This is a genomic window from Streptomyces sp. NPDC107538 (genome assembly GCF_055657445.1).
This window is the reverse complement of record NZ_JBVKAY010000023.1, coordinates 82,292-103,504: the sequence shown is the minus strand read 5'-3', so window position 1 is coordinate 103,504 and position 21,213 is coordinate 82,292. Positions and strand designations below refer to the sequence as shown.

At 67.8% G+C, this 21,213-nt stretch carries 18 protein-coding genes and 1 pseudogene; 9 read left to right on the top strand and 10 right to left on the bottom strand.

Going from position 1 to position 21,213, the window contains the following annotated elements:
• Positions 1 to 156: 156 nt before the first annotated feature.
• The 4 genes from ACZ7MG_RS41780 to ACZ7MG_RS41765 all read left to right on the top strand — a co-directional run bounded on the left by ACZ7MG_RS41780 (position 157) and on the right by ACZ7MG_RS41765 (position 4,442).
• Positions 157 to 1,347, top strand: coding sequence for a dsDNA nuclease domain-containing protein (locus ACZ7MG_RS41780; protein ID WP_471395967.1), 1,191 nt, complete (start codon positions 157 to 159; stop codon positions 1,345 to 1,347).
• The gene (locus tag ACZ7MG_RS41775; protein WP_471395965.1) at positions 1,334 to 1,897 is read left to right on the top strand and encodes a hypothetical protein; all 564 of its coding nucleotides are present in this window, start codon (positions 1,334 to 1,336) and stop codon (positions 1,895 to 1,897) included. The genes ACZ7MG_RS41780 and ACZ7MG_RS41775 overlap by 14 nt, the downstream gene beginning before the upstream one ends.
• Positions 1,894 to 3,771 carry a hypothetical protein gene (locus tag ACZ7MG_RS41770; protein WP_471395963.1) on the top strand — a complete coding sequence of 626 codons (1,878 nt, stop codon included), beginning with the start codon at positions 1,894 to 1,896 and terminating at the stop codon, positions 3,769 to 3,771. The genes ACZ7MG_RS41775 and ACZ7MG_RS41770 overlap by 4 nt, the downstream gene beginning before the upstream one ends.
• A gap of 422 nt (positions 3,772 to 4,193) precedes the next feature.
• On the top strand, positions 4,194 to 4,442 hold the full coding sequence (locus ACZ7MG_RS41765; RefSeq protein ID WP_471395961.1) for a transposase: 249 nt from the start codon (positions 4,194 to 4,196) through the stop codon (positions 4,440 to 4,442).
• Here the strand turns inward: ACZ7MG_RS41765 and ACZ7MG_RS41760 are convergent.
• Positions 4,372 to 4,527 (bottom strand): hypothetical protein, encoded by a 156-nt coding sequence (locus tag ACZ7MG_RS41760; RefSeq protein WP_471395982.1) that lies wholly within the window; start codon positions 4,525 to 4,527, stop codon positions 4,372 to 4,374. The two genes, ACZ7MG_RS41765 and ACZ7MG_RS41760, sit on opposite strands and share 71 nt — an antisense overlap.
• Positions 4,528 to 4,703: 176 nt before the next feature.
• Here ACZ7MG_RS41760 and ACZ7MG_RS41755 point away from each other — a divergent pair, with 176 nt between their 5' ends.
• Entirely contained in the window at positions 4,704 to 5,444 is a 741-nt protein-coding gene (locus ACZ7MG_RS41755) for a hypothetical protein (RefSeq protein WP_471395959.1), read from the top strand.
• A 150-nt stretch (positions 5,445 to 5,594) separates the two neighbouring features.
• Here ACZ7MG_RS41755 and ACZ7MG_RS41750 read toward each other — a convergent pair.
• Positions 5,595 to 6,518 (bottom strand): annotated as a pseudogene (locus ACZ7MG_RS41750) (transposase).
• 449 nt (positions 6,519 to 6,967) lie between these two features.
• Here ACZ7MG_RS41750 and ACZ7MG_RS41745 point away from each other — a divergent pair.
• Both ACZ7MG_RS41745 and ACZ7MG_RS41740 read left to right on the top strand, forming a co-directional pair.
• Entirely contained in the window at positions 6,968 to 7,846 is an 879-nt protein-coding gene (locus ACZ7MG_RS41745) for a hypothetical protein (RefSeq protein ID WP_471395957.1), read from the top strand.
• Positions 7,801 to 8,301, top strand: a complete 501-nt coding sequence (locus ACZ7MG_RS41740; RefSeq protein WP_471395956.1) for a hypothetical protein — start codon at positions 7,801 to 7,803, stop codon at positions 8,299 to 8,301. Before ACZ7MG_RS41745 ends, ACZ7MG_RS41740 begins: the two co-directional genes overlap by 46 nt.
• A 417-nt stretch (positions 8,302 to 8,718) precedes the next feature.
• Here ACZ7MG_RS41740 and ACZ7MG_RS41735 read toward each other — a convergent pair whose 3' ends face one another.
• From ACZ7MG_RS41735 to ACZ7MG_RS41715, 5 genes are all read right to left on the bottom strand, one after another.
• Positions 8,719 to 9,087, bottom strand: coding sequence for a hypothetical protein (locus ACZ7MG_RS41735; protein WP_471395954.1), 369 nt, complete (start codon positions 9,085 to 9,087; stop codon positions 8,719 to 8,721).
• A complete protein-coding gene (locus ACZ7MG_RS41730) occupies positions 9,084 to 9,269 on the bottom strand; it encodes a hypothetical protein (protein WP_471395953.1) in 186 nt (61 codons plus the stop codon). Before ACZ7MG_RS41730 ends, ACZ7MG_RS41735 begins: the two co-directional genes overlap by 4 nt.
• Positions 9,266 to 11,362 carry a hypothetical protein gene (locus tag ACZ7MG_RS41725; RefSeq protein WP_471395951.1) on the bottom strand — a complete coding sequence of 699 codons (2,097 nt, stop codon included), beginning with the start codon at positions 11,360 to 11,362 and terminating at the stop codon, positions 9,266 to 9,268. The genes ACZ7MG_RS41730 and ACZ7MG_RS41725 overlap by 4 nt, the downstream gene beginning before the upstream one ends.
• A 519-nt stretch (positions 11,363 to 11,881) precedes the next feature.
• Positions 11,882 to 12,400 (bottom strand): hypothetical protein, encoded by a 519-nt coding sequence (locus ACZ7MG_RS41720; protein ID WP_471395949.1) that lies wholly within the window; start codon positions 12,398 to 12,400, stop codon positions 11,882 to 11,884.
• 591 nt (positions 12,401 to 12,991) lie between these two features.
• Positions 12,992 to 13,300: a hypothetical protein gene (locus tag ACZ7MG_RS41715; RefSeq protein WP_471395947.1), complete on the bottom strand. Its 309-nt coding sequence runs from the start codon at positions 13,298 to 13,300 to the stop codon at positions 12,992 to 12,994.
• Between the two features lie 54 nt (positions 13,301 to 13,354).
• On the opposite strand from ACZ7MG_RS41715, the gene ACZ7MG_RS41710 reads away from it, so the two are divergent.
• Positions 13,355 to 16,111, top strand: coding sequence for a helicase associated domain-containing protein (locus ACZ7MG_RS41710; RefSeq protein WP_471395945.1), 2,757 nt, complete (start codon positions 13,355 to 13,357; stop codon positions 16,109 to 16,111).
• Between the two features lie 14 nt (positions 16,112 to 16,125).
• On the opposite strand, the gene ACZ7MG_RS41705 is transcribed toward ACZ7MG_RS41710, so the two are convergent.
• Positions 16,126 to 17,253, bottom strand: coding sequence for a TniQ family protein (locus ACZ7MG_RS41705; protein WP_471395943.1), 1,128 nt, complete (start codon positions 17,251 to 17,253; stop codon positions 16,126 to 16,128).
• A 106-nt stretch (positions 17,254 to 17,359) separates the two neighbouring features.
• On the opposite strand from ACZ7MG_RS41705, the gene ACZ7MG_RS41700 reads away from it, so the two are divergent.
• Positions 17,360 to 17,731 carry a hypothetical protein gene (locus ACZ7MG_RS41700; RefSeq protein ID WP_471395941.1) on the top strand — a complete coding sequence of 124 codons (372 nt, stop codon included), beginning with the start codon at positions 17,360 to 17,362 and terminating at the stop codon, positions 17,729 to 17,731.
• Positions 17,732 to 18,207: 476 nt separating this feature from the next.
• On the opposite strand, the gene ACZ7MG_RS41695 is transcribed toward ACZ7MG_RS41700, so the two are convergent.
• Together ACZ7MG_RS41695 and ACZ7MG_RS41690 are read right to left on the bottom strand one after the other, a co-directional pair.
• Positions 18,208 to 20,064 carry an ATP-dependent nuclease gene (locus tag ACZ7MG_RS41695; protein WP_471395939.1) on the bottom strand — a complete coding sequence of 619 codons (1,857 nt, stop codon included), beginning with the start codon at positions 20,062 to 20,064 and terminating at the stop codon, positions 18,208 to 18,210.
• Between the two features lie 637 nt (positions 20,065 to 20,701).
• Complete coding sequence (locus tag ACZ7MG_RS41690) at positions 20,702 to 21,187, bottom strand: MarR family winged helix-turn-helix transcriptional regulator (protein ID WP_471395937.1); 486 nt, start codon at positions 21,185 to 21,187, stop codon at positions 20,702 to 20,704.
• Positions 21,188 to 21,213 lie beyond the last annotated feature (26 nt).

The following is a 21,213-nucleotide window of genomic DNA, read 5'->3' as shown; positions in this document are numbered from 1 at the left end:
CAGAACGACAACCACTCAGGCAGGCCCACAGCGACGACCGGCACCGCCGAATCATCCGGGCCAACGTCGAGGTCGGCCTCTCGCGTCCCGAGATGTCGACGAAAGATCGAAATCGCCTTACGCTGCGTGCCTGGAGGGTGACGAGCTGGGGGACGAATGGCCGATCCGATCGAGATTGAAGCGCCGGATGATACGGGTTCGCCCACATTCCGGCGCTACGAGTATCAGGTCCACATTGCGGTCCAGGCGATCTTGGAGATGTTGGCAGGGGGGACTGTCCAGCACGTCACATGCGAGCACATCGAAGACATTGTCGTAGCCCGCAGTGGCGATTCCCGGTGTGTCGAGGGGGACCTGTACTGGGATTTCCAGCAGATCAAGACTCGCGATTCAGTCGAGCCCTGGTCCCTCAAAGACGTGATCGCCAAGGGGCCGTTGAAGAGCCTGTGGCGTACCCACACCGCCGTACAGGGCAGCGGTCTGGGGCTGGTCTACCAGTTGACCGCAGGGATCGAGGGACACCTCGATCCCGCCGACGCCCCGGTCGTCGCGCTGTCGAGGGGAGAGGGCGCAGCGAATGCGAACTGCCGCAAGCGAGTTGCCGCGCACCTCCGCGTGCCCCAGGACGATGCACTGGACGGCTTTCTCGGGCTCGTTCGTGTGCGTGCCCTGGTCCGGCGTGAAGACGTCGAAGCGCGCAACACGCGCGTCCTCGCTGACCTGGCAGGTCAGCAGATTGCCGTGGGCACGGTGGACGCGCTATACACGGAGCTGCTGCGCCGCACCCGCGAGGCCACGCAAGGCCGCCCCCCGGCCCGGTGGACCGAGTTGCTGGCCGTCGATTCCCCTTTGCCGGCCGTGCTGGGCAAACGGATCACCATGGCTGTCATCGCCGACGTTCGCCAACGGCTGACCCGGCCCGACCACGTGCTGCTCGATGACGTCTCCGACGCTCTCCACGGGCCGGAGACCGCGCTCGTACGCAAACTTCGCCAGGGAGCCGCCTCCAAGGACGTCATCGAGGAGGCGAAGATGCTCCGGGCTCAAGCGGACCACCACCGGTTGAGGGAACAGGCCCTGGGAACCTGGCCCGACAACCTGGCCATCGAGACGGACCTGGACCAGCGGCTGCTGCTGCTGGCCCGCCGCGTCGGACGCACCCACAAAGAGCACCCCCAGCCGGCCGACGCCATCTTCGACGGCCTGCAGGAGGCGCTCCAGGACAACCCGGTCGCGTACGACCGCCACCCCCTCTACGCCCAGGACGGCGTCCTGCTCATGGGACGAGCCTGCGCCGTTTCGGACGAATGCCGATTCAACTGGGGGGACGTCCGTGACGCCTCCTGACACGGCCGCGCCCCTGGCCGCAGCGCCGACGGCCGACGGCCAGCCACCCTCGGCAGACGCCCAGGCACGCCTCCTGCTCCTGATCGATGTCTTCTCCGAGTCCAAACGGAGCAAGGGCATCGAGGGCCGGATGAAACTGGCCAAGCTCGACTTCCTGCTGCGCTATCCCCAGCACTTCAGAAAACTCATGGCCGTCCGGCGGCCCAATACGGACGTCGGCGAAGACCCCTGGCTGACCGGTGCGATCGAACAAAGCATGATCCGCTACCGGTACGGGCCCTGGGACCCGACCTACTACGCGCTGCTCGGCGCCCTCACGGGCAAAGGGCTGATCGAGCCCAAGCACGAGGACGCCGTCGCCACCTACCGCACCACCGCGGCCGGACACGACGTCGCCGTCGCCCTGGCGGAGACCGAAAGCTGGCGCCCCGTCCGCGACCGAGCGCTGCTCCTGCGCCGACACCTCGACGTGAGCGGCACCAAACTGAAGGACCTCATCTACCAGACGTTCCCCGAAATCGTCGAGGCGGACTGGGGGACCCACCTGTGAGACTGCGCATCGAAGAACTGACCCTGGTTGGCACCACGCGCACCGTACGCTTTGAGCCCGGCATGAACGCCATCGTCGGCGCGATGAGCGGCGGCAAGACTGCCACCGTCAGCTGCCTGCGGGCGCTGCTGGGCGCCGACGTGAAGGTCGTCCCCGAACTGAGGGGGCGGACGCTCTCCGGCACCGTGCTCATCGGCGAACGCCGCTTCCGCATCGTGCGGCAGCTGGTCACCACCACGACCGCTAAGGTCGACATCGCGGAGATCGGTGGCCAGCAAGAGCTCTGGCGACTCCCCGCAAGCGAGCTGCAGGCAGGCTACGACCAGACGTTCCGCAACTGGTGGCTCGACATGCTGGACCTTCCCGCCATCCGCGTCCCCCGTGCCCCCACGGATGACGCGAGCCCCTTGGTCCCCGTGACCATCAGCGACTACCTCATGTACTGCGTCCTGAAGCAGAAGGAGATCGACAACTCCGTCTTCGGCACCCCGGACAACAACCACAAGAACATCAAGCGCAAGTACGTCTTCGACATCCTCTACGGCCTCTACGATCCCGAGGCAGCGGGACTACGAGAACACCTGCGCAAAGTCACGACCGAGCTCAACGCCCTCACCACGGATGCGGCCACCCTGGAGCGCATCCTCGAGAACACAGTTTTCTCCTCCCGCCCTCACCTCGAAGTACAGCGCCAGCAGACCGAGCAACAGCTCGCCCAGGCCCGGCAGGCCGACCTGAACCTGACCCAGGAGCTCACCGATACCGCCACCGTCTCGCTGCGCACGCAGATCGGCGAGGCGGAAGCCGAACTTGGCCGCATCTCCGACGCCGCCGCGGCCGAAGCCGTCTCTCGCTCCCGCCTGGAAGAACTGCGCGGCCAACTCATCGCGCAAAGCCGCCGCCTCACCAGGGCCCTGGTCGCCGAGCGACTGCTGAACAACTTCGAATTCCACACCTGCCCGCGCTGTGGTGCCGGCGTACCCGACCGGGGTGACGAGAACACCTGCAGGCTGTGCCTGCAGACCCCGCCCCAGACGCCAGCGCCTTCCACCCTCGCCGCCGAGCAAGACCGCGTCATCGAACAGGTCACCGAGACAGAAGAACTCATCAAGCGCAGCACGAACCGCCTCGACGAACTCCAAGCAGCCCGCTCCGCCCAGGCGCGCCGCCGCACCGAGCTCGGCGAGCAACTCGACCGTGCCAGCGCCACCTACCTCACCGACGAGACCTCACGCATCCGAGCGGTGGCCGCCCAGCAAGCCCGGCTGGAGGAACACCTCGCTCGCATCGACGATGCCCTGGCCCTGCACGAGCGGCTTCAAGGACAGAACGAACGCATCGCCGAGTTGGAACGGGAGCAGGAAGACCTCAACGACCGCATCGCCGCCTCCCGGCACAGCAATGCGGCCGTCCACGAGCGCCTGAACAAGCTCGACGAGGGCCTTCGAAGCCACCCTCCGCAGCTTCGACGCGCCCCGCTTCGACAACAAGCCCGGCTCCCGCATCAACCGCGAGACCTACATGCCCGTGGTCGACGGACGCTCCTTCGCCGACCTTCAGTCCCAAGGCGTCGAAGTCCTCGTCAACGTGGCCCACGTCCTCGCCCACCAGAAGGTGGCGCTCGACGGCAACGCCATCCCTCTGCCCAACCTTCTGATCATCGACGGCATCAGCAGCAACGTCGGCCACGAGGGCGTCGACCTGGAACGGCTCCGCAAGATGTACGCCACCTTGTTGGAGACGGCCACCGAACACATCGACCGTCTGCAGATCATCGTCACGGACAACGACTCGCCGCCCATCGACGGCATTCACCGAGCACTGGAGCTCTCGGACACAGACCGGCTCGTACCAGTAGCACCGTCGGCCGCTGAAGACGGCACTCAATCCCCTGAGGGCGATGAGGCTGAGCCCGGGAACGACGTCCGCGACCCTTCGTGATCGCCGAAGACCGCACGCTCGTTCAGGGTGTGGGTGGTGCGGTGGTGTCCTGACTGGCACTCCATCGTGTTGTCAGGACTTGTACGCCACCGGATGGGCCGTGAGGCTGGCGCGTCTGTAGTGCAGCAGCCATCCGTCGCGGGTGGGGTGGCCAATGGAGCCGGTCAGTCCGATCACGGGGGCGGTGAGAGCGACGTGGAGGTCTTTTTTGGGGGGAGTCCCAGTGGAGGGTGCTCTGCTCGCCTTCGACGGACAGACGGCGGTGGTGGGCGCGTCCGCGGTTGGGCCGGTCGGTGAAGGTCGTTGAACCACATGCCGATGTCCCAGCTGCCGTCCGGGGCGTGGGCGCATAGCCGTGCAGTCAGCGCGGCGAGCAGGGTCTCGGTGCCGAGTGGCCCCGCTGTTGCCGCCCACTCCCGAACGACGCCGTCGCCACCCCGGGCGCCTGCGCGTTCCCGACCGAGTAGCACTCGCTGGGGTGATGTACGTGCTGCGAACCGGTGTCGCCTGGCGCGATGTTCCGACAGAATCCGTCATGAGGGGTCGTTTTCGTCGTTCCTCGCCCTCGGGGATTCACTGTCCTGACGTTGCGATGTGGATCTGAATCGGCTGATAGCCAGGGCGATCAAGCTGGTGATCAGCGCGGTGGGAAGCTGATTCATCAGGCCGTCCACCAGGGTTTCAACCACATGTACTCCTTGCGTCGCGTGTGTACTCGAATTCATACACGGTGCGATCGAGGAAGAGAGTATCCGGGCGCAACATCTGACAGGCATGTGCAGACTTTTACAGATCGATACAGCCTGACACAGAGTCTTACGGGCCAGCCACTCACGGTGTGATCCAGGTGGGGCATCATGGTGCGATGAATGAATCGCAGCGCTATCCCGCACGCGAAGAGATGGGCCGTTGGCTGCACGAGGCCTCGCGTGCACGGGACATGACCACGCGTGAGATTTCGAGGCGGATGAACGCGAAAACCCAGATCAGCCATACATCGGTTGCAAACCTCCTGAACGGTAGGACGGTGCCGCGTCTGGTTTTCGTCGGAGAGGTCGCCAGGGTGCTCCGCCTCGACGAGGCACAGTGCCGGAGGCTCTGGTTGGCTGCCAAATCGGAGAAGGACAGGAAGGGATCCGCCTACTGCGAGACGGAAGATTCCGCTGACATTAGATCGGAAACGTTGGGTCGCTTCAATTACTCCCTTTCTCCTTTGGAATTGGAATCTGCGCGCGAAGAAGTGCGCGAGAAAATTGAGAGCAATCAGGAGAGGGAGCGGGCGAAGCAGGAGGAATACTATGACGTGTGGGAAGAGAGGGCGCTGATCGAAGAGGAGATTCAATTCCTTCGGCGTAGAATCGTCGACGAGCGCAACAGCAAGAAAGAGCTAATTCGGAAGCTGGAAACGCTGGAGGCGGAGTACGCGTCCCTCACCACAAAAATTGGCGAACTTGAGGCCGAGCTCAGCCGGCTGCAGGCGCGGCAGCTGGACCTGACGGAGGAGTCGAACTTCATCAACGAGATGCGGGCCGAGGCGGCGTATGAATGGGGCCGCCGCATGGAGTTTCGGGCCATCGTGCTCGAACGTCGGCAGAACGGTCCCTGACGAGGCGGCTGGGGCTGATCGGTTCGTCACTCCAGGCCTGCGGCGAGTTCATAGAAGGCGGGCATGGAGACCGCCACGCCCCAAGGGCAGATGGATGATCCCGTCTCGAACGAGCCGGGTGGTGACCCTAGGGCGTGTGTGACGTTGTGTTCAGTCAGTTGCCTTCAGCAGGTCGTTGATCCAGATCATTGAGGCACGGAGGTGGAGGCCGGCGAGGTAGCTCTCGGGCGACTTGTCGTATCGAGTGGCGATGCCCCGCCAGGCCTTCAGCTTGTTGATGAGCCGCTCGACCGTGTTCCGCTCCTTGATGGAATGACTGCCTTGATGCTGCGTTTTTGCAGGTAAGAGCGGTTGGCGCGGGACGAGTAGGCCTTGTACGCGGCGACAGCGCCGGGCCGGTTCCGAGGCCGGCCCACAGGCAGACGGACCCGAATCTTCTGCAGCACGGGGACGAACTGCGGGCTGTCGCCGGCCTGTCCCGCAGTCAGCACGAGGGACAGCGGACGGCACCTGCGGTCCGCGGCGAGATGAATCTTGCTCAGTCCGCCACGGGATCTGCCGAGCAGGGCTTGGTTCAGCCGGAACTTGCGCCGCCGTCGGATACGCCGTCGCTCTTCCTGCTCGGGACCGTCCCCGCCGTCCTGCCCGTTCTGTCCCGGCGGGCCGCCCCTTTTTTTGCCGGGCCCGCTCCTGTTCGGCGGCGGCTTCCTCAAGGGCGTCCATGACGTCCTTGCCGAGGTGTGTCCCGGCGGCGTCCTGGTGGGCGCGGGCCGTGGTGGAGTCCACGCTGACCAGGGACAAGTCCGTCTGTCTCGGGCGAGCGGCCTCGGCGATCATGCCCTCCAGAAGAGCGGAGAAGACCCCGGCGTCCCGCCAGACGCGAAAGCGCCCGTGGACCGTCGGCCACGGTCCGGACTCGGCAGGCATCTCGCGCCACTGGGCGCTGGAGCGGAACCGCCAGATCACCCCCTCGAACTGCTCCTGCAGCCGCTCGGGGTACGGACCGTACTCGCCTATCGGCAGGTACGGCTCGATGAACTCCCACTGCTCGTCGGGGAGTTGCGTACGTGTCACACCCAGCGTCCTACCAGACCCCACCCCCGCACGGGACCAGAACCCGATAATGATCACGACCTCACACAGGCCCTAACGGCCACACCCTGACCACACCCACGTCAGGCCGGACCCAGGATTCACTGGCCCGGCCTGACTCAGCATGCGCAGCCGTAACGGCCCCGGCGGCCGTCAGCCGTCGGGCTCGCCCCCAGCCCGGGTGTGCGCGGCGAGTGCGGCGTGCAAGCTGCTCCGCCTTGTGCCAGCCGCGTCCCGCGCCTGCTGCTGCAGCTCCTCCAACTCGTCGTCGGTGAGGTCGTCCAGCCAGGCCCGTCGCTGCGCCGCTGCCGGTCGCCGGTGAGCGCGACGATCCGGTGGATAGACACGGAGATGGCCGGGTGGCCGCCTGTGGGGGAGAATCCCACTCGGCCGGTGCCGGGCTCGGTGGAGATCACCGTGCCGTACAGCCGGTGCAGCACGGTCTCGGAACGCATCCCGCACTCGACGTCCAGGCACAGCATCCGGCTGGGCATTGCCGTTCAACGGCGTTCACCGACGGCAACGGCGGCGGCGAGGATGGCGGCAAGCGCGGCCACCGCGGCGACGCCGACAGGCATGACGCCCGAGATAATCGGTCTTGTCGAACGTCGGCTGCCGTCGAGGGCGTCCTGCTTCTGACGGTTGCGGACGCGGTCCACCGGTACCGGGACGGTCGACCTGATCCCACCGGCGGCTTGCCCACCCCCGGTCACCGGCCGGGCGAGATCGAGGAGATCGGCACGATGACCAACAACACTCCCCAGCCTTCCGCCGCCCGCCCGGTGCTCCAGCGGTGGCTCACCGGCGCTTTCCCCACCCACCCCGTACGGGCCATGGAAGCCGTCGCAGGGACGAACCTGGCTGTCCTCGTCGGGCTGGGCGCCCTGGAGACGATGGCGGCCGCACTCGACGCCACGGGCGCCGGCGATCCTCGCTGGCACAGGAAGATCGCGGAGTTCGGGCAGCTGGCCTCAATGGGGCAACTTCTCGAGATGCGGGCAGAGTTCGCGCTCGCCCTCGCTCTGACGGGTGCCGGAATCGGCTACGAACTCGGGGACACCAAGATTGCCAACCCCGACTTCCTGCTCACCAGGTCCGGCGCCGTCTGGGCCGGGGTCGAGGTCACAGCCCGGGCACCGCAGAGCATCAACGAACTCGTCGAGCGTGTGGAGGCGGTCAGCGGTGGCCGGGTCGACGTGGATCTGGCCTTCGACCGCTATCCAGCCGTCTGCAGCCAGAAGTTGCCGACCAGGTCGCGACGGCCGTGCGCACCCAGGCCGATGCCCTCGGCACGGGCAGCCCGGCCGTAGCCGAGGTCATCCAGGTCGAGGACCCGAAGAACGCGGGACCTGTGGAGATAACCGTCCAGGTCTGTCTGGGAAACGGCGCGGTGGGCTGGGAAGTCACCGCCGGGATACTCGACGGCCCGCTGGGCGCGGCCGAGTACGCCGCGTTCGAGGCCGGCCGCGGCGCGCAGAAGGCGGCCCAGGGCCGCTCCCTGGACGGCGCGCCGGTGCTCCTGGCGGTCGACGTCTCCCGCTACGGAGCAGCGTGGATGCGCCCCGGCGCCGTGTGGGCCGCGCGACTCGCCGCCTGCGAGTACTTCACGCCCGACTACCCCTTCGCCGGGCTGGCCGTCATGCGCCAGAGCCTGGACCAGCCGGGCCTGATCGACATCGGTGTCGGTCTCTCACCCCATCTGACCGCAGCCGACCGGCAGGTCCTTGAGAACCTGTGCACCACTCTCGGCTGGCCCTGCGCATAGCGGCCGCGTCTTCGGCCCTGCCGCCGCGGCCGCAGAGTTGTCCGCCCGACTCTCATCCTGTGACGTACCTGTCCCGCGAGCTTATTGATTATCGTGTCGGGCGGTGGGCAAGCCCTCGTGCTGGCTGCCTGACCCTGTGACCCCTGGTTTGGCCGCCCGAGTCACAGGAGTCAGGAGGCCGCCCCCGTCACTGAGGTGAGGAGGTTATGAGACGAGCCTCGCGCTCATTATGGGCGGTGTAGCTGCGGCTGTACCGCCCGACCTGTGCTCCGCCCCGGTCAGCCACCTCGTAACGAGGACCCAGTACGTAGGCCCGGCCACCGCTATCAGGTCGCGGTGGCCCGGGCGGATACGCTTGCTCAGCCAGGTGCAGCCCGGATCACCGGTAGTCGTCACTGGCCGAGGGTTAGGCAATGATCACTGAAGCGGAGGATCACCTTCAGGGGCCCGGTCGTGCTGTTCTTGCGAATTCGTGCCCTGGTTTTCCTGCCGTCGTCCGCGTATGCGTCGTTCAGCCCGATGCTCGCGCTGTTTGGCCCGGCGCTCGCGGTAGCGGAAATAGGCGAGCAGCAGGTCCCGCTTGTGCTCGGACTCATCAGGCACCACGATCTTGGCCAGGCCGAGAAGGAGCGACACCACGAGCGTGGCGCACACGGTCCCCACCACGGCTTGCCAGGGAGCGTTGGCCATTGTCAGAGCCGTGACGATCGCACTGCCGCTGACCACGCTCACAGCCGCCGGCCGGACCCCGCCGAAGCGGGACTGCTGCGGTACGGGCGCGCTCACCGGACGCGCCTCTCTGTGGTGGTCCCGTGCGCCGTGGACTGGCGCTCCTGGGACATCGCGCTCCGGCGGTGTCCCGTCAGCGGGGAGGCCGAGTCCACCGATACCGACGACAGCCCGGAGAAGCGGCCGGAGGTGCGGCGACCGGCCACCGCACCCACCAGGCGCAGGAAGCCGGCGCTCATTCCTCGCCCTCCTCGTCCTCGTCGAGGAGGAAGGAGGCCCGGGACGGCCCGAAGCGCAGCAGGATCTCCTCGGCCTGCCTCAGCTGCGCGCGCAGTTCGTCGACTGTGTCGACGTGGCCGAACACCTCTGGGCCGCGGCTCTTGTGCATGCGGGCGAGTGATCGCGCGGCCTCGAACACGGAGGTGACGCCGCTCGCGAGCAGTCGGCGCTGGCGCACGTCCTCCGCTTCCATCTCCTGCGGCCCGCGGCTGTTCTTGGCGATGGTGGCCTCGGCTCGGGCCGGGTCGGCGGCGTAGACGAGGTCCCACTCGTAGTCGATGATGACCTGCTCACCGATCTTGTCGAGCACGGGCTCGCCGTCCCGAACGAGCTGCCCGTCGACCTCGCGGTCCTGGGTGTGGAACTGCTTGGGCCAGACAGCCGGGTCGGCGGCGACGTGGGCGCGGGCGATGGAATGCAGCATCCGCAGCCCTCCGGCGTTCCTGGCCAGCGCGTCCAGCAGGTTCACGGGCGTGATCCGGAAGGGCGCCGTACGGCTGTCCCGGTCGGTGCCCTCCTTCGAGCCGCGGTCCCGGGTGATGTAGCCGTCGAGGATCGCGGCGGTCCCGCCGAGCACGGTCAGCTCAGCCACCGCGCCCGTCTCGCCGGCCAGGGCGCGGTCGAGGACGTCGCCGAGGACCTCGGACGCGTCGCTGCCTCGGGTCAGAGTCCACGGCTGCTTCCACACCCGGTCGGTGATCGTGCCGCCGTTGCCGAAGGCCCGCAGCGCCTGCTCGATGCTGTCCTGGCTGCGATAGGCAGAAAGCGCCATCGGCGCCAGCCGCTCGCTGATGCGCTGCCGGTCGGCCCTGGCCATCCCGAATTCCTGCTTGACCAGCCGGTTCATGGCGTACGCGCCCGGCCCGGCCAGCAGCACGTGCTGATGGACCGCGGTCGCCCACAGCCGGTGCGCGGGGACCCCGAGCAGATCGTGCATCTCCTGCGCCCCGACGGTGCCCGACAGCACGCGGTACACGTCCGAGCTGATCAGCCCCTCGCGCAGGGCGTGCCGGTAGACCCGCTGCATGCCCTGAGTGTTCTGCGCTCCACGGGTCCAGGGGGTGACGTGCACGTGCAGGCTGGCCAGCAGGTCGTCCCGGGCCGCCACCAGGTCCGTCAGCGGCCCGCCGTCGTCCGCGCGGGCGCCGACGACGACGACGGCGGGGAACGCGAGCGTGTGGCCCTCCCGCCGCGTCGCCTCCGTGATCGTGGCCGCGGCCAGGTTCTTGCGGGTCCGCATCGTCAGCTCAGCGGTCCGTCGACGGGCCTGTCCCTGCTCCGTCCGGCTGCGTGCCCCGGGGTGGTCCAGCGAACCGATGACGGAGGCGATGCAGGCCGAGACCGCGGCGTGAATGTCGCCGCCGGTCCGCGCCAGCCACATGCTCATCAGCCGGCTGTTGCCGTCGCCCGTGACCAGGAAGGTGTCCTCGCTGCCGTCGTCGTACACCACGCGCACCACGAACAGCGTCAGCGGCTCCTTCACCCCCTGCTGGAGCACGCTCTGGGTGTAGTCGTTCTCACCTTTCTGGGCGTAGAACGTCTGGTGCATGCTCTCGGCGACCGCCTGGGCCAGCGCCTTGCGGTCCCGCATACGGACGGTGAAGACCGCGCGCGGCTCCCCGCTCGCCGCATCGGTGAGCGTCTCGTACACGGTGGCCAGAAACGGGGAGGGGACCACGTCCATGGCCGTGTGCAGCTGTCCCGCCCACCTCTGGTTGATGATGTCCGGAAGGACATCCAGGTCGAGGTAGCGGGGGTGCGGTGCGGTCGCATACAGCGTGCCCCCGACGACCGGCTTGGCCGTCAGCAGACCGAACGGCTCAGCCGCCACAAGCGCCTGCAGCCGCAACGGGTCCACCGCGCCCGAGGTGACGACGTTCGCTGCCGCCTCGTCCAGCGAAACATCCGGGTTCTTGAGCAGTGCGCTGCGTACCCGGCGGAGCCTGGTCACCGGCTGCGGATCCTCAACCGCTTCCGGGCGGCGCAGCAGAGGCGGCAGCCCATCGTCGTGATCGAGCCCGTCCAGACCCGCGAAACTGTCCGACAAAGTCATGTCCTGCCCTTCCTGGTGTCGCGCGCAGCAGGAGGGCATAAGCCTCTGCTTCCACTGCGCGTCGCCCCAGGGGGCGGCGTGCACCGTCACGCTCCATCAACGGCTCCCACGCCGTGACATCCCGTGCCGACCGGCGTTCCACGGCAGCCAGGCGAGCTGCTGGTCAGATCGGTCCGATAAGACCGAACGTTCCCCACCGACAGATGCTCGGCCTGCGAGAACCGAACGCTCACGTCGCTGGGTGCCAGCCACTCTTCATGCCAGGGTCGAGCCCTGAACACGCCAGTACCGTCTAGCCAGAGCGGGTGCGCCGCTGGCAAACCAATGCCAGCAGCCCACAATTCTACGCCCAACTCCCCACCGCCCAGGGCGAAACGGAGATCCGGATCAGGAATAGGACTACGCCGATCGACCGACGCGGGATACCCGATCTGAGCGCAGGCCGTTCAAGACGGTGCTCCTGGCGAGCAGCCGCCTCCCTCGTCCAGCGGCCCCGGACGGCCTGCCACCAGCCCGCCGTCACACCGAGTGCGCCTTCGGCCGCCGGTGGATCAGCTCCATGCCGAGGACGAGCAGGAACTGTCGCCCGGCCTGGTCGAACTGCTCCTGCAGCGTGGGCTCGCGGAAAAGATCGGCCAGCTGTCCGGCTTCGGCGGCAAGACCCCCGCGCTGGGCGAGGTAGCCAGCCATGGAAGTGCGGTGGACAGCGCGGGCACGCTCCAGCAGCGCGCCGTCCACCGTTCCGTCCAGGGTGCGACACAGCGCTGTGCGCAGGGCCTCGACGTGGGTCACGACCGCCTCGACGGTCATCGGGATCCGCGCGGGCCCGAGCGCGCGGACGAGGCCGCTGGCGGCGAACACCGACTCCGGCTCCATCACGTCCCGCACGACGTCCAGCAGTTCGGCCCGCCCGCGCACTGTCAGCGCCTTGCCGTTGCCCAACTCGGTGATCACCCGCTCGAACCGGGTACGGGCCGTCTCGGTCGCCAGTTGATGCCCGACCTGCTCCAGCAGACCGCCCGCGCCCTCGCGCGCCACCTCCTGGCTGCGCCGGCTACGTCCCCACCCACGTCGCCCAGGCCCGCTGCGCCTGTAGGTCTTCCGTCTAGTTACGACAGCGGTGTGGCGTTGGGCTGCAGCGTTTGAAGTACGAAGAGAACTTTTGTGATCTTGACTGGTATGGCGCTTGATCAGCAGTGGTTTGCTGTACTTCATCAAGTGCGTGATGTGCGGGTGTAGTTGGGAGGCCTGTGAGCAGCCATGCTGTGAGTAGACAGAGGATGTCGTAACTGGACGCACAACCAGTTGGCTTGGACGTAAGTTGCGCCCCCGATGTAGTTGATCTTGAGAGGTGGGGAGGGGGTACTGCCGGACGTGGCTCGTGATGGCTGACCGGGGGTGATCTGAGTCTCTCGGGGAGGTGTTCTCAGTCACCGCTGTCGGGGGCGTCGTCGTGGGTTGCTGACATGTGGCGGACGCTGATACCGGTTCGGCAGCGGGAGGCACCGATCGTGTCGCACAGGCGTGTGAACAGGTCGGGACGGATGAGGGGATCTGCTCCTGCGATTGCGGGCAGGAGAGGCTCGTAGTTTCCGTCGTGGACGAGGTGGCCGTGCCACTGGCGGCAGATCAGTGCTTCTCCTGCCGTGTCGCTGAGGCGCTGAACCCGCAGATACCAGAAGTGGGGTGGAGTCCGAGGGTTGCCACGACGCTGGCGGCGGGGGCCAGTACGTACAGGGGCAGGCCGAGGCCGCTGTCGCGGTGGGGTGCGTTGACCATGATGGCGGTGCCGGCGTCGGTGAGCGCCACGAGGGTTTCGCTCAGGTGGCGGGTCGCGTATTCGCCGCACTTGGACCAGAGGTCGAACTCCCGTGCACCGTCCGCTGAACCGGTGATCCGCCACAGCCCCGTGGGATATAGCCTTTCCTGCCCGGCCATGTTCTGCGGCACCTCAGCCTTCGCACGGCACGGCCGCCCGTGTGAAGGAGTGCGATGCGGTTACGTCCCCACCAGCAAGAGGCATTGGCCGCGATCCGGGCGGCTGCGGGGGAGGGGCGGCGGCGGATGACGGTTGTGGCCGCCAGCGGCAGCGGCAAGACCCTCATCGCCCAGCGTGCCTGTGCCGAACTCGCCCCCCAGGGAGCGACGCTGGTGTTGGTGCCGACCAAAGCGCTGGTGGTGCAGACCGCCCGTAAGTGGCGCGAGGCAGGCTATCGCGGCCTGCTGATCGGCGTGTGCTCCCTGTCCCAGGACGACAGCGGCCTGCCGTCTCGGGACGTCACCATGACCAGCGCCCCGGCCACTATCGCCGCCCGGGTGGCGGGGTCGCCTGGGCCGGCGGTGGTGGTGGCGACCTACGCCTCACTGCACCACCTGACCGCCGCCCACTCCAGCGGACTTGGCACCTGGGACCTGCTGATCGCCGACGAGGCTCACCGCACCTGCGCCGCGTTCGGAGAGGGCTGGGGCACCGTCCACGACGACACTCTGATACCTGCTGCCATTCGGCTCTACATGACCGCCACGCCGAGGATCTGGGCCGCCCGCCCCGACGCCGGCCTCCTCGATACCGAGGACCGCCCTCCCTTGGCGACGATGGAGCACGAAGCGGTGTTCGGCCCCACCGTCTACCGTCTGGGCCTGGCCGACGCCATCGAGCGCGGCATCGTCGCCGATTACCAGGTCCTGGTCGTTGGCGTCGACGACCAGGACCAGGACCTGCTCAGCATCCTCAACGACCCCCATCCCGCCGGCACCGCGCACCACGACGGCCTGCGCAACGCCGCCGTTCAGGTCGCTGTCGTGCGCGCCATCCACGAGCACAAGCTCCGCCGGATCCTGGCCTTCCACAACCGTGTCGAAGCGGCCACCGGGTTCGCCCGCACCCTGCCGCAGACCGCCGCCCAGGTCCACGGTCCACTGCGCCGCGACCACCTGTGGTCGCACGCCGTCTACGGCGAGCAGGACGACACCGTGACCCAGTCCCTGCTCGCCGCTTTCGACGACCCCGGGCAGGACGTTGCGGTCCTGTCGAACGCCCGCATCCTCAACGAGGGCGTCGATCTGCCCGACCTGGACGCAGTCGTCTTCGCCGCACCCCGCTACAGCACCATCGACGCCGTCCAAGGAGTCGCCCGGGGGCTGCGCCAGAGCCCGGGCGCGGGCAAGCGCACCACCTTGCTGATTCCCGTCTACCTGCCCGAGACCGGCGACGGCGCTGACATCCTCGAAAGCTCCGACTTCGCCGCCCTGATCGCGATCCTGCAGGCGTTGCGCTCACATGACGAGTCGTTCATGGACCGGGTCACCCTGCCCCCGCCGACCCGCCACAACTCCCTGATCACCCGCGACCTGCTCTACAGCGACCCCGAACGCGCTGCCCAACTCGCTCGTGTCCTGGGCCTGAAGGTGCTGGTGCCCGCTGCTGGGACCTGGACTGAGGGGCTGCGCTCCGCCACCGATTACCATCGCTCCTTCCATCACCTGAACGTCCCCTTCGACTACATCGACGAGGACGGTTTCGGCCTGGGCCGGTGGACTGCCGGCCAGCGGCTTCACCACCTGCTGGGTGCCCTGCCCGCCGAGCGCCGCACGACGCTGGAACACCTCGGCATGAGCTGGACGCCGCCCACGCCCGTCCAGGGCATGCTCGACCACGCCCGCCTGTTCGCCCGTACTCACGGGCACCTCGCCGTCCCCACCGCCACTGTGGTCGGCGGATACGCGTTGGGTAAATGGCTGGGCGCGTGTCGCACCCGCGCCAGCGCCGGGAGCCTGGACGTCGAGGTGCAAAGGGCCCTGGACCGGATCGACCGGTGGTGGAACCCGCCCTGGCCGCCCGCCTGGCAGTCCTACTACAGCCTGGCCAAGGCCCGTTACCCCGGCCGGGGCGAGATCTGGAACCTGGCCACGCGTGCACGTTCGCAGCACGACCGTGCCGCCGCCCACTGGCTGGAGAAACAGGAAAGAGAGTTCTTCCGCCTGACGCCTGAGCAGCAGGACCTGCTCCTGCAGATCGGAGCGCAACCCGACACCGAGATCCTGCTGCGGCCTGCCCGGGGCAGCGGCCGCAGGAACGATTTCATCCTGGGGCTGCCCTACGCGGCCCGTTTTCTCGCAGAGCAAGGTCACCTGGACATCCCCGCGGGCCACCAGGTCACGTGGAGGGGAAGCAGGAGCGGTCCCGCCGGCTCCTTCCCGCTGGGAGCCTGGTTCCACGAGCGCCTCGCAACCTTGACGACCCTGCACCCCATCGAACACAGCGCTCTGAACGCGCTTCTTGAACTGGCCCGCCGCGCAGCCGAGTTCGGCCACACCCCCGACGAGTCCCCTTCCCCACGGGCACACCGGAGCCGGACGCGGGCGGGAGCCGGCCGGCAGGATGCTGTCGCAGACCTCACCGGCCGCCCCCACGCGTTGGCTGCCACCTACCGCAAGGCCCGCCGGGGCACAACACCGACCGCCTTCGTCCTGCAGCGCGCCGACGGGTGGAGCGCGAGGGTCGACACCTCCACCACCAAGCTGGTCGTGGTGCACGGCAAAACAGCCCTCGAGCTGCACATGATGATCAGGGAAGCAGTCCGCATGGGCGAGGCGGCGTGGGGGAGCACCGGGCCCGTCCACTTCTCGGTTGGTGGACTGCCCGACGAGGAAACCGCCCGCAGCTGGGCTGCTCGCCTCCACCGCGTGACCCACAAGCACCTGAGTGACATGATCAGCTACTACGGCTGGGTTGTGCGCCCGGGATGAGCGATCCGGGAGTGTCAGGCACGGCCGCCCAAAAACCGGCCGCGTGCCGCCGGCTGCAGCTGAGCGGTGATCAGGTCGCCCAGCCGCCAGCTCAGACATGAACGGTCCACGAACGTCGATTTCGCACCCCGTACCAGGCCGGTGTGCGGGGCAGGCAAAGGCAGACGCCGGTAGCGGCCGCGGGCAGGCCGCACCACGTCGCCCTCTCCCTCAAGCCCGGCCCGGCCCAAAGACGCCGGGGGATGCCGCACCATCCACTCCTCGACCACGACCAGGCCCTCCACCGGGATGCCCCACTCCTTCAGCAGCACCGCCAGCTTCTCCCGCCACGCCCGGTCCGCGTCCCCGGTCAGGGCGCCGCGCTGGCACTGCCGTTCCCGCGCCGCCAGACAGTACGCGAGGCGTACGGCCTCCGGGTAGAACACGAGCGGCGCGACGCGCAGCTCGTCCCGGCCCACGCTGCCCAGCGCCCGTCTGCGGGTGCGCCACACCGGAGCGTTGAGCAGAGGGATGTTCCACCAGCACGACGCGATGGCGTAGGCGTCAGCGAACATCGCACGCCCACCCGCGCCCAACCGGCGCTCCAGCAGCTCCCGCAGGCGGTGGGCGCCGGCGATCTCGGGCAGGGCTGACAGCGGGATGGCCCCGGCGTCGGGGTTGCGCCGGTTGTCCAGCCACCGCCCGTGCGCGGCGCAGACCTGCCATGTCGCGTCGGCGGCCAGATAGGAATCCCACGCCGTGCCCTTGATACGGGCGCACACCTCGCACATCCTCACCAGGAAGCTGCCGCGGGTGTCCCAGGGCCAGTCCCACGCCGGTCCGCCCGCTGCTGTCAGCAGCCGTTTCGTGCGCAGGTTCGGCAGAGCGGACTGCAGTTCCCCGACCGAGCGGCCCGTCATCACCGCGAGCCGGTCCAGTGCGGCCGCATTGAGATACCCCTCGCGGTAGCGCGGATCGTCCGGTACGCCGTCCTTGCGCAGCGGCGTGCCGAACATGGGCCAGAACTCCTGGTCGGGGATGCCGTTTGCATCCGCCAGGCGCCGGATGTAGGAGCCGGTCGACTCCCCGCCGATGAATCGCACCGACAGCGCCAGCCGCTGTGCCGGACGCCAGGGCTTCTTCCGCCGCGACCGGCCGGCCACGGCGCCTCCCGTACGAACCACTCTCACATACCCCTTTCACTGGTCGCCCCTGTGCCAGGGTGACGTCTGCTGGGCCATGCTGACGCCATGAGCGTGATGCCGGGCCATGCTGATGGTCGTGTCAGCCTGCCGGATGATCCAGCCTGGGCCGTGGTGGATGGTCATCGATGCAGCCCAGTTGGTCCGCATCACCTCGCCACCGGGGGCTCGAGCCGCGCTGCGCATCGAACATCGGAACAAGGCCGTCTGGGAACTGGTGAATTCCGGCACCGCAGCAGCGGTGAATGTGCGGTGCGTCGATGAGTCGGAGGCGATGGACGCGTGGCCGTCGGAGCTCACGGTCGCGGCGGGTGACGTGTACCGGTTCATGATGGCCGGCAGCATGACTGCCCGAATTCCCTCCATGATCCGAGTCGTGTGGGCGGCCAGGAGGAGCCGGTGCGGCTCAGGGTTCCGCCCAGGATCGGATGAGTGCTGAGACCAGGCAGCTTCGTTCGCCTCTCAAGCCTCCACACCTGCCTGGTACCTCGCCGCTATTGCCTCTTCCCGAGCACTTCACCCGCACCGTCCTTCGCGGTGTCGCCGAGCAGAAGGGAAGCGTGCCTACCGCCGCGGACCGTTGTGACCTGCGACAACAGGGCCATGCCGGAGAAGGCGGCGCGGGGTGGACGGTGCGCCTCTTGCCGCGGGCTTGGCTCTGCCCATTGTCAGTGGCACATGGGAGTCTTTATGTACGTTACCGGCACAACGAGTGGAGAGTACCGAGGTGCATGCCATGACTGTGCGCGTCCGCCATGCAGGTCCTCCTGCGCCGTCGGGGTGCCGGTGGTGCGGTGAGGAGCAGAGCCGGCACGGGAGGCGCTGGGTGTCGTCGGTGGGTGTGCATTCGTGGGAGGAGCCCACGCGTGAGCAGCGTCTGAGCCGGATGAGAGCACGCCGCTCACTGCGCCGTGGTCAGCCCTCGGGCCAGTAGGCCAGGCCTGCTTCCCGGGCAACCTTGATCGCGTCCTCGAAGGACTTCACCAGGGCGCGCGGGACGTCGGCTGCGGTGCGCAGCCGACGAGTCAGCTCGACGACCATGTCCTCCTTGCCGTTGGGCGAGGTGGTGGAGTGCTGGCGCAGCAGGCCGTGCAGCGACTTGCTGAACTTCCCCTCCTTGCGCAGGTCACCCACGTCCTGGGCGGTCCATTGCCGTTCGTCCTTGCGGGGCCAGACGGCGTTCATGGTGTCGGCCCACTGTTCGTCGCTGAAGACGTCCTCGAGCTCGTTGGGATCTCCCAGGAAGAGGCAGTCGGCCTCGGTGAATCCCTGCTTGTTCAGGCGGTCGATGTTGAACTGCTTCTGCTTGTCGCGCATCGTGTCGGCGTCGACGAGGAACACCACGGTGCGCTTGTGCTTTTTGAGGAACTTGGCGAAGCTCAGGGCCCCGTCATTGCCCTTGCAGTCCCACAGGGCGATGCCTGCGGACTGGATGGGGTAGCCGAACGCCAGCTTGAAGAGGATGGGCAGGGCTGCGTACTCCGTGGGGCCTTCCACACCGACGAAGCAGCGTTCGTGCAGCAGGACACTGTTTCGAAAGCCCAGGGAGAGGGCCATGTTCGACATGAACCGGCGGGTGTCTTCGTCGTCGTCCTCCGCGCCGAGCGACTGCACGTAGGCCCGCCCGTTGCGGCTGTTGAGGTGCACGATGTCCTGGATGTCGACACCATCGATGAGGTTCAGCGAATGGGTCGCAACGATCACGGTGGACTGCGCGGCCGACGCCGACACCTGGATCATCTGCATGATGCGGCGCTGGTGGTCGTAGTCCAGATGGGTGTCGGGCTCGTCATAGGCGATGATCACGCCGGGGCCGTCGTCGGAATCCTCCGACAGCAGCTCCTGACTGGCCTCCCACAGCGCCAGGGAAACACGGCGTGACCGGCCAGAGCCTGCTGCCGTCAAGGACACGGCCCGCTGGCCCTGAGCGGCGGCGGTCAGCGACAGGCTGTTGACGGTCGGCCGGAACTGGACGCCTGGATCCACGGTGAAGGCATCGAATGCGCACCGCTCCTCGACCAGCTTCTGCAGCCGGACGATGTCGTCTTTGAGGAGAGCGGCGAACTCGTCCTCCAGATCCGTGATCTTCTTCCGGGTCTCCTCCCGCAACGTGTACTCGCGCAGCTTTGCCGTCAGGATGCTGCGTACGACCGCCTCGGGAGACTCCGCCGCATCGCCCTTGAAATACAGCAACTGGGGAAGCGCGGCAGCGACCGCCTCGGGCGCCACGACCCAGTCGGTGACCTTGTCGCCGGTGCCGGCGGCGTGCTCCTTGAGCAGTTCTGCCCAGCTGTCCTTCACGTTCGGCTTGCCCTCGGACAGCTTGAGCCCAAGCTCAGAGGCCAGCTCCCTCAACTCGCCGGCCTTCAGGGCGGAGATGTCGCGCAGGGCCGGATTCCGCGGCACCTGCGTCCACCACTCCAGACAGCTGCGCTCACCCTCCGCATGACGTCGGCGCACCCGCAGGAACGGGCCCGTGGCGAGCGCCTTCTCCTCCGCCGGGGAAAGAGCGAACCTGCCCTCGACCGTGACCGTGCGCCGCTCCTCGGCCTGGTCCAGGGGCAACGCTGCACGGACCGGCTCAGCCTCGGCGAAATCGGAGATGTCGCTGTCGATGATGCTGCGTTCGCCGAGCAGGACCGCGATCGCATCCAGCGTCGCTGTCTTCCCGCAGTCGTTGTGCCCGGTCAGGATCGTCTGCTTGTGGATCGGAATGCTCTCGACGTGGCCCAACGAACGGAAGTTGCTGACGCTGAGCTCGACGAGTCGCACAGTGCTCCCTTGCAGTACGGCACGAGCGCGTGCGGTGTGCAGTCGGCAACGCGTCGGTGTAACGCCCCCATTTACAACGGGATGGAACTCTAGCGCCTGCTGGGACACGGGGGAGCGATAATCGCTCGAAGGCGCAGTTGGCGGACCTGGAGCACGTGGTGCACTGGGACGGCCGCCGAGGAGTAACCGTCCATCCGCAGCCGCCAAGCCGTCGAGCCTACGTGAGTGACCAGATGCAGGAGATCTTCCGGCCTGGAATCCCGGCGTGTGCTGGAGGCGGGGTTGTTCGGCCAGGTGGTCGAGCGGGTGGGGCCGGGGCGCGGACGGCGGGTAGAACGGTGTGTTCGTCGTCTTCGGCCAGGGCGCAGGCGGTCAGGCGCCGGTATGCGTGGAGAAGGCCGGCAACGGCATCGGGCGTGGTGTCGGCGGCGAGGGCGGCGAGTATCTGGGAGCGTGATGCCCTGTTCGCCGAGTACGTCCTCACCACCGGAGGTGGCCACTCCTTCGCCCCGCCACCAGGCGAGCTGTGGATGGATGCGGCTCTGTGAACCGCTCCGGGGCCCATGGAGCTTGGACAGCCTCACCCTCGCTGGCCGAACGAGCAGATCGCACCCCCCACAGCCTTGCCCGCTTCGACTCAGAGGCCAATTGCGGGACGGTCCTTGCCGAAGCCCCTGAATGCTGCCAGCCGGCCGACGAGGTCCTTGAAGGCAGCGGTTTCGTGGGGAGCCAGGCCGGAAAGCAGTTCGGCCTCGGCCTCGGCCACTCGCCGGGCCAGCCGCGACAGTGTTCCGGCTCCCTGGGGAGTGACCACCACCTTGCGGGCTCTGCGGTCGGCTGGATCGGGTACACGCTCGACCAGCCCGGCCTCAGCCAGCGCATCGATCTGGTACGTCAGAACGGTGCGGTCGATGGCCAGTTGGATCCCGATGGCCTGCTGGTTGGGCAGGTCCCGGTGGGCCACCACGGCAAGAATCTGATAGCCGCGCAGACCTCCCGGCAGCCCCTCGACGGCATGTTCCATGCGCTGCTGGTGACGGCGCACTATCAACCCGAGTTGGCACACCATGTCCCCGGGGACGGCGGTGGTGTCCAGGGACTGCGGGTTCGGGAACGGAGCCATGGCGTCACCTTACTGATCGCGGATGA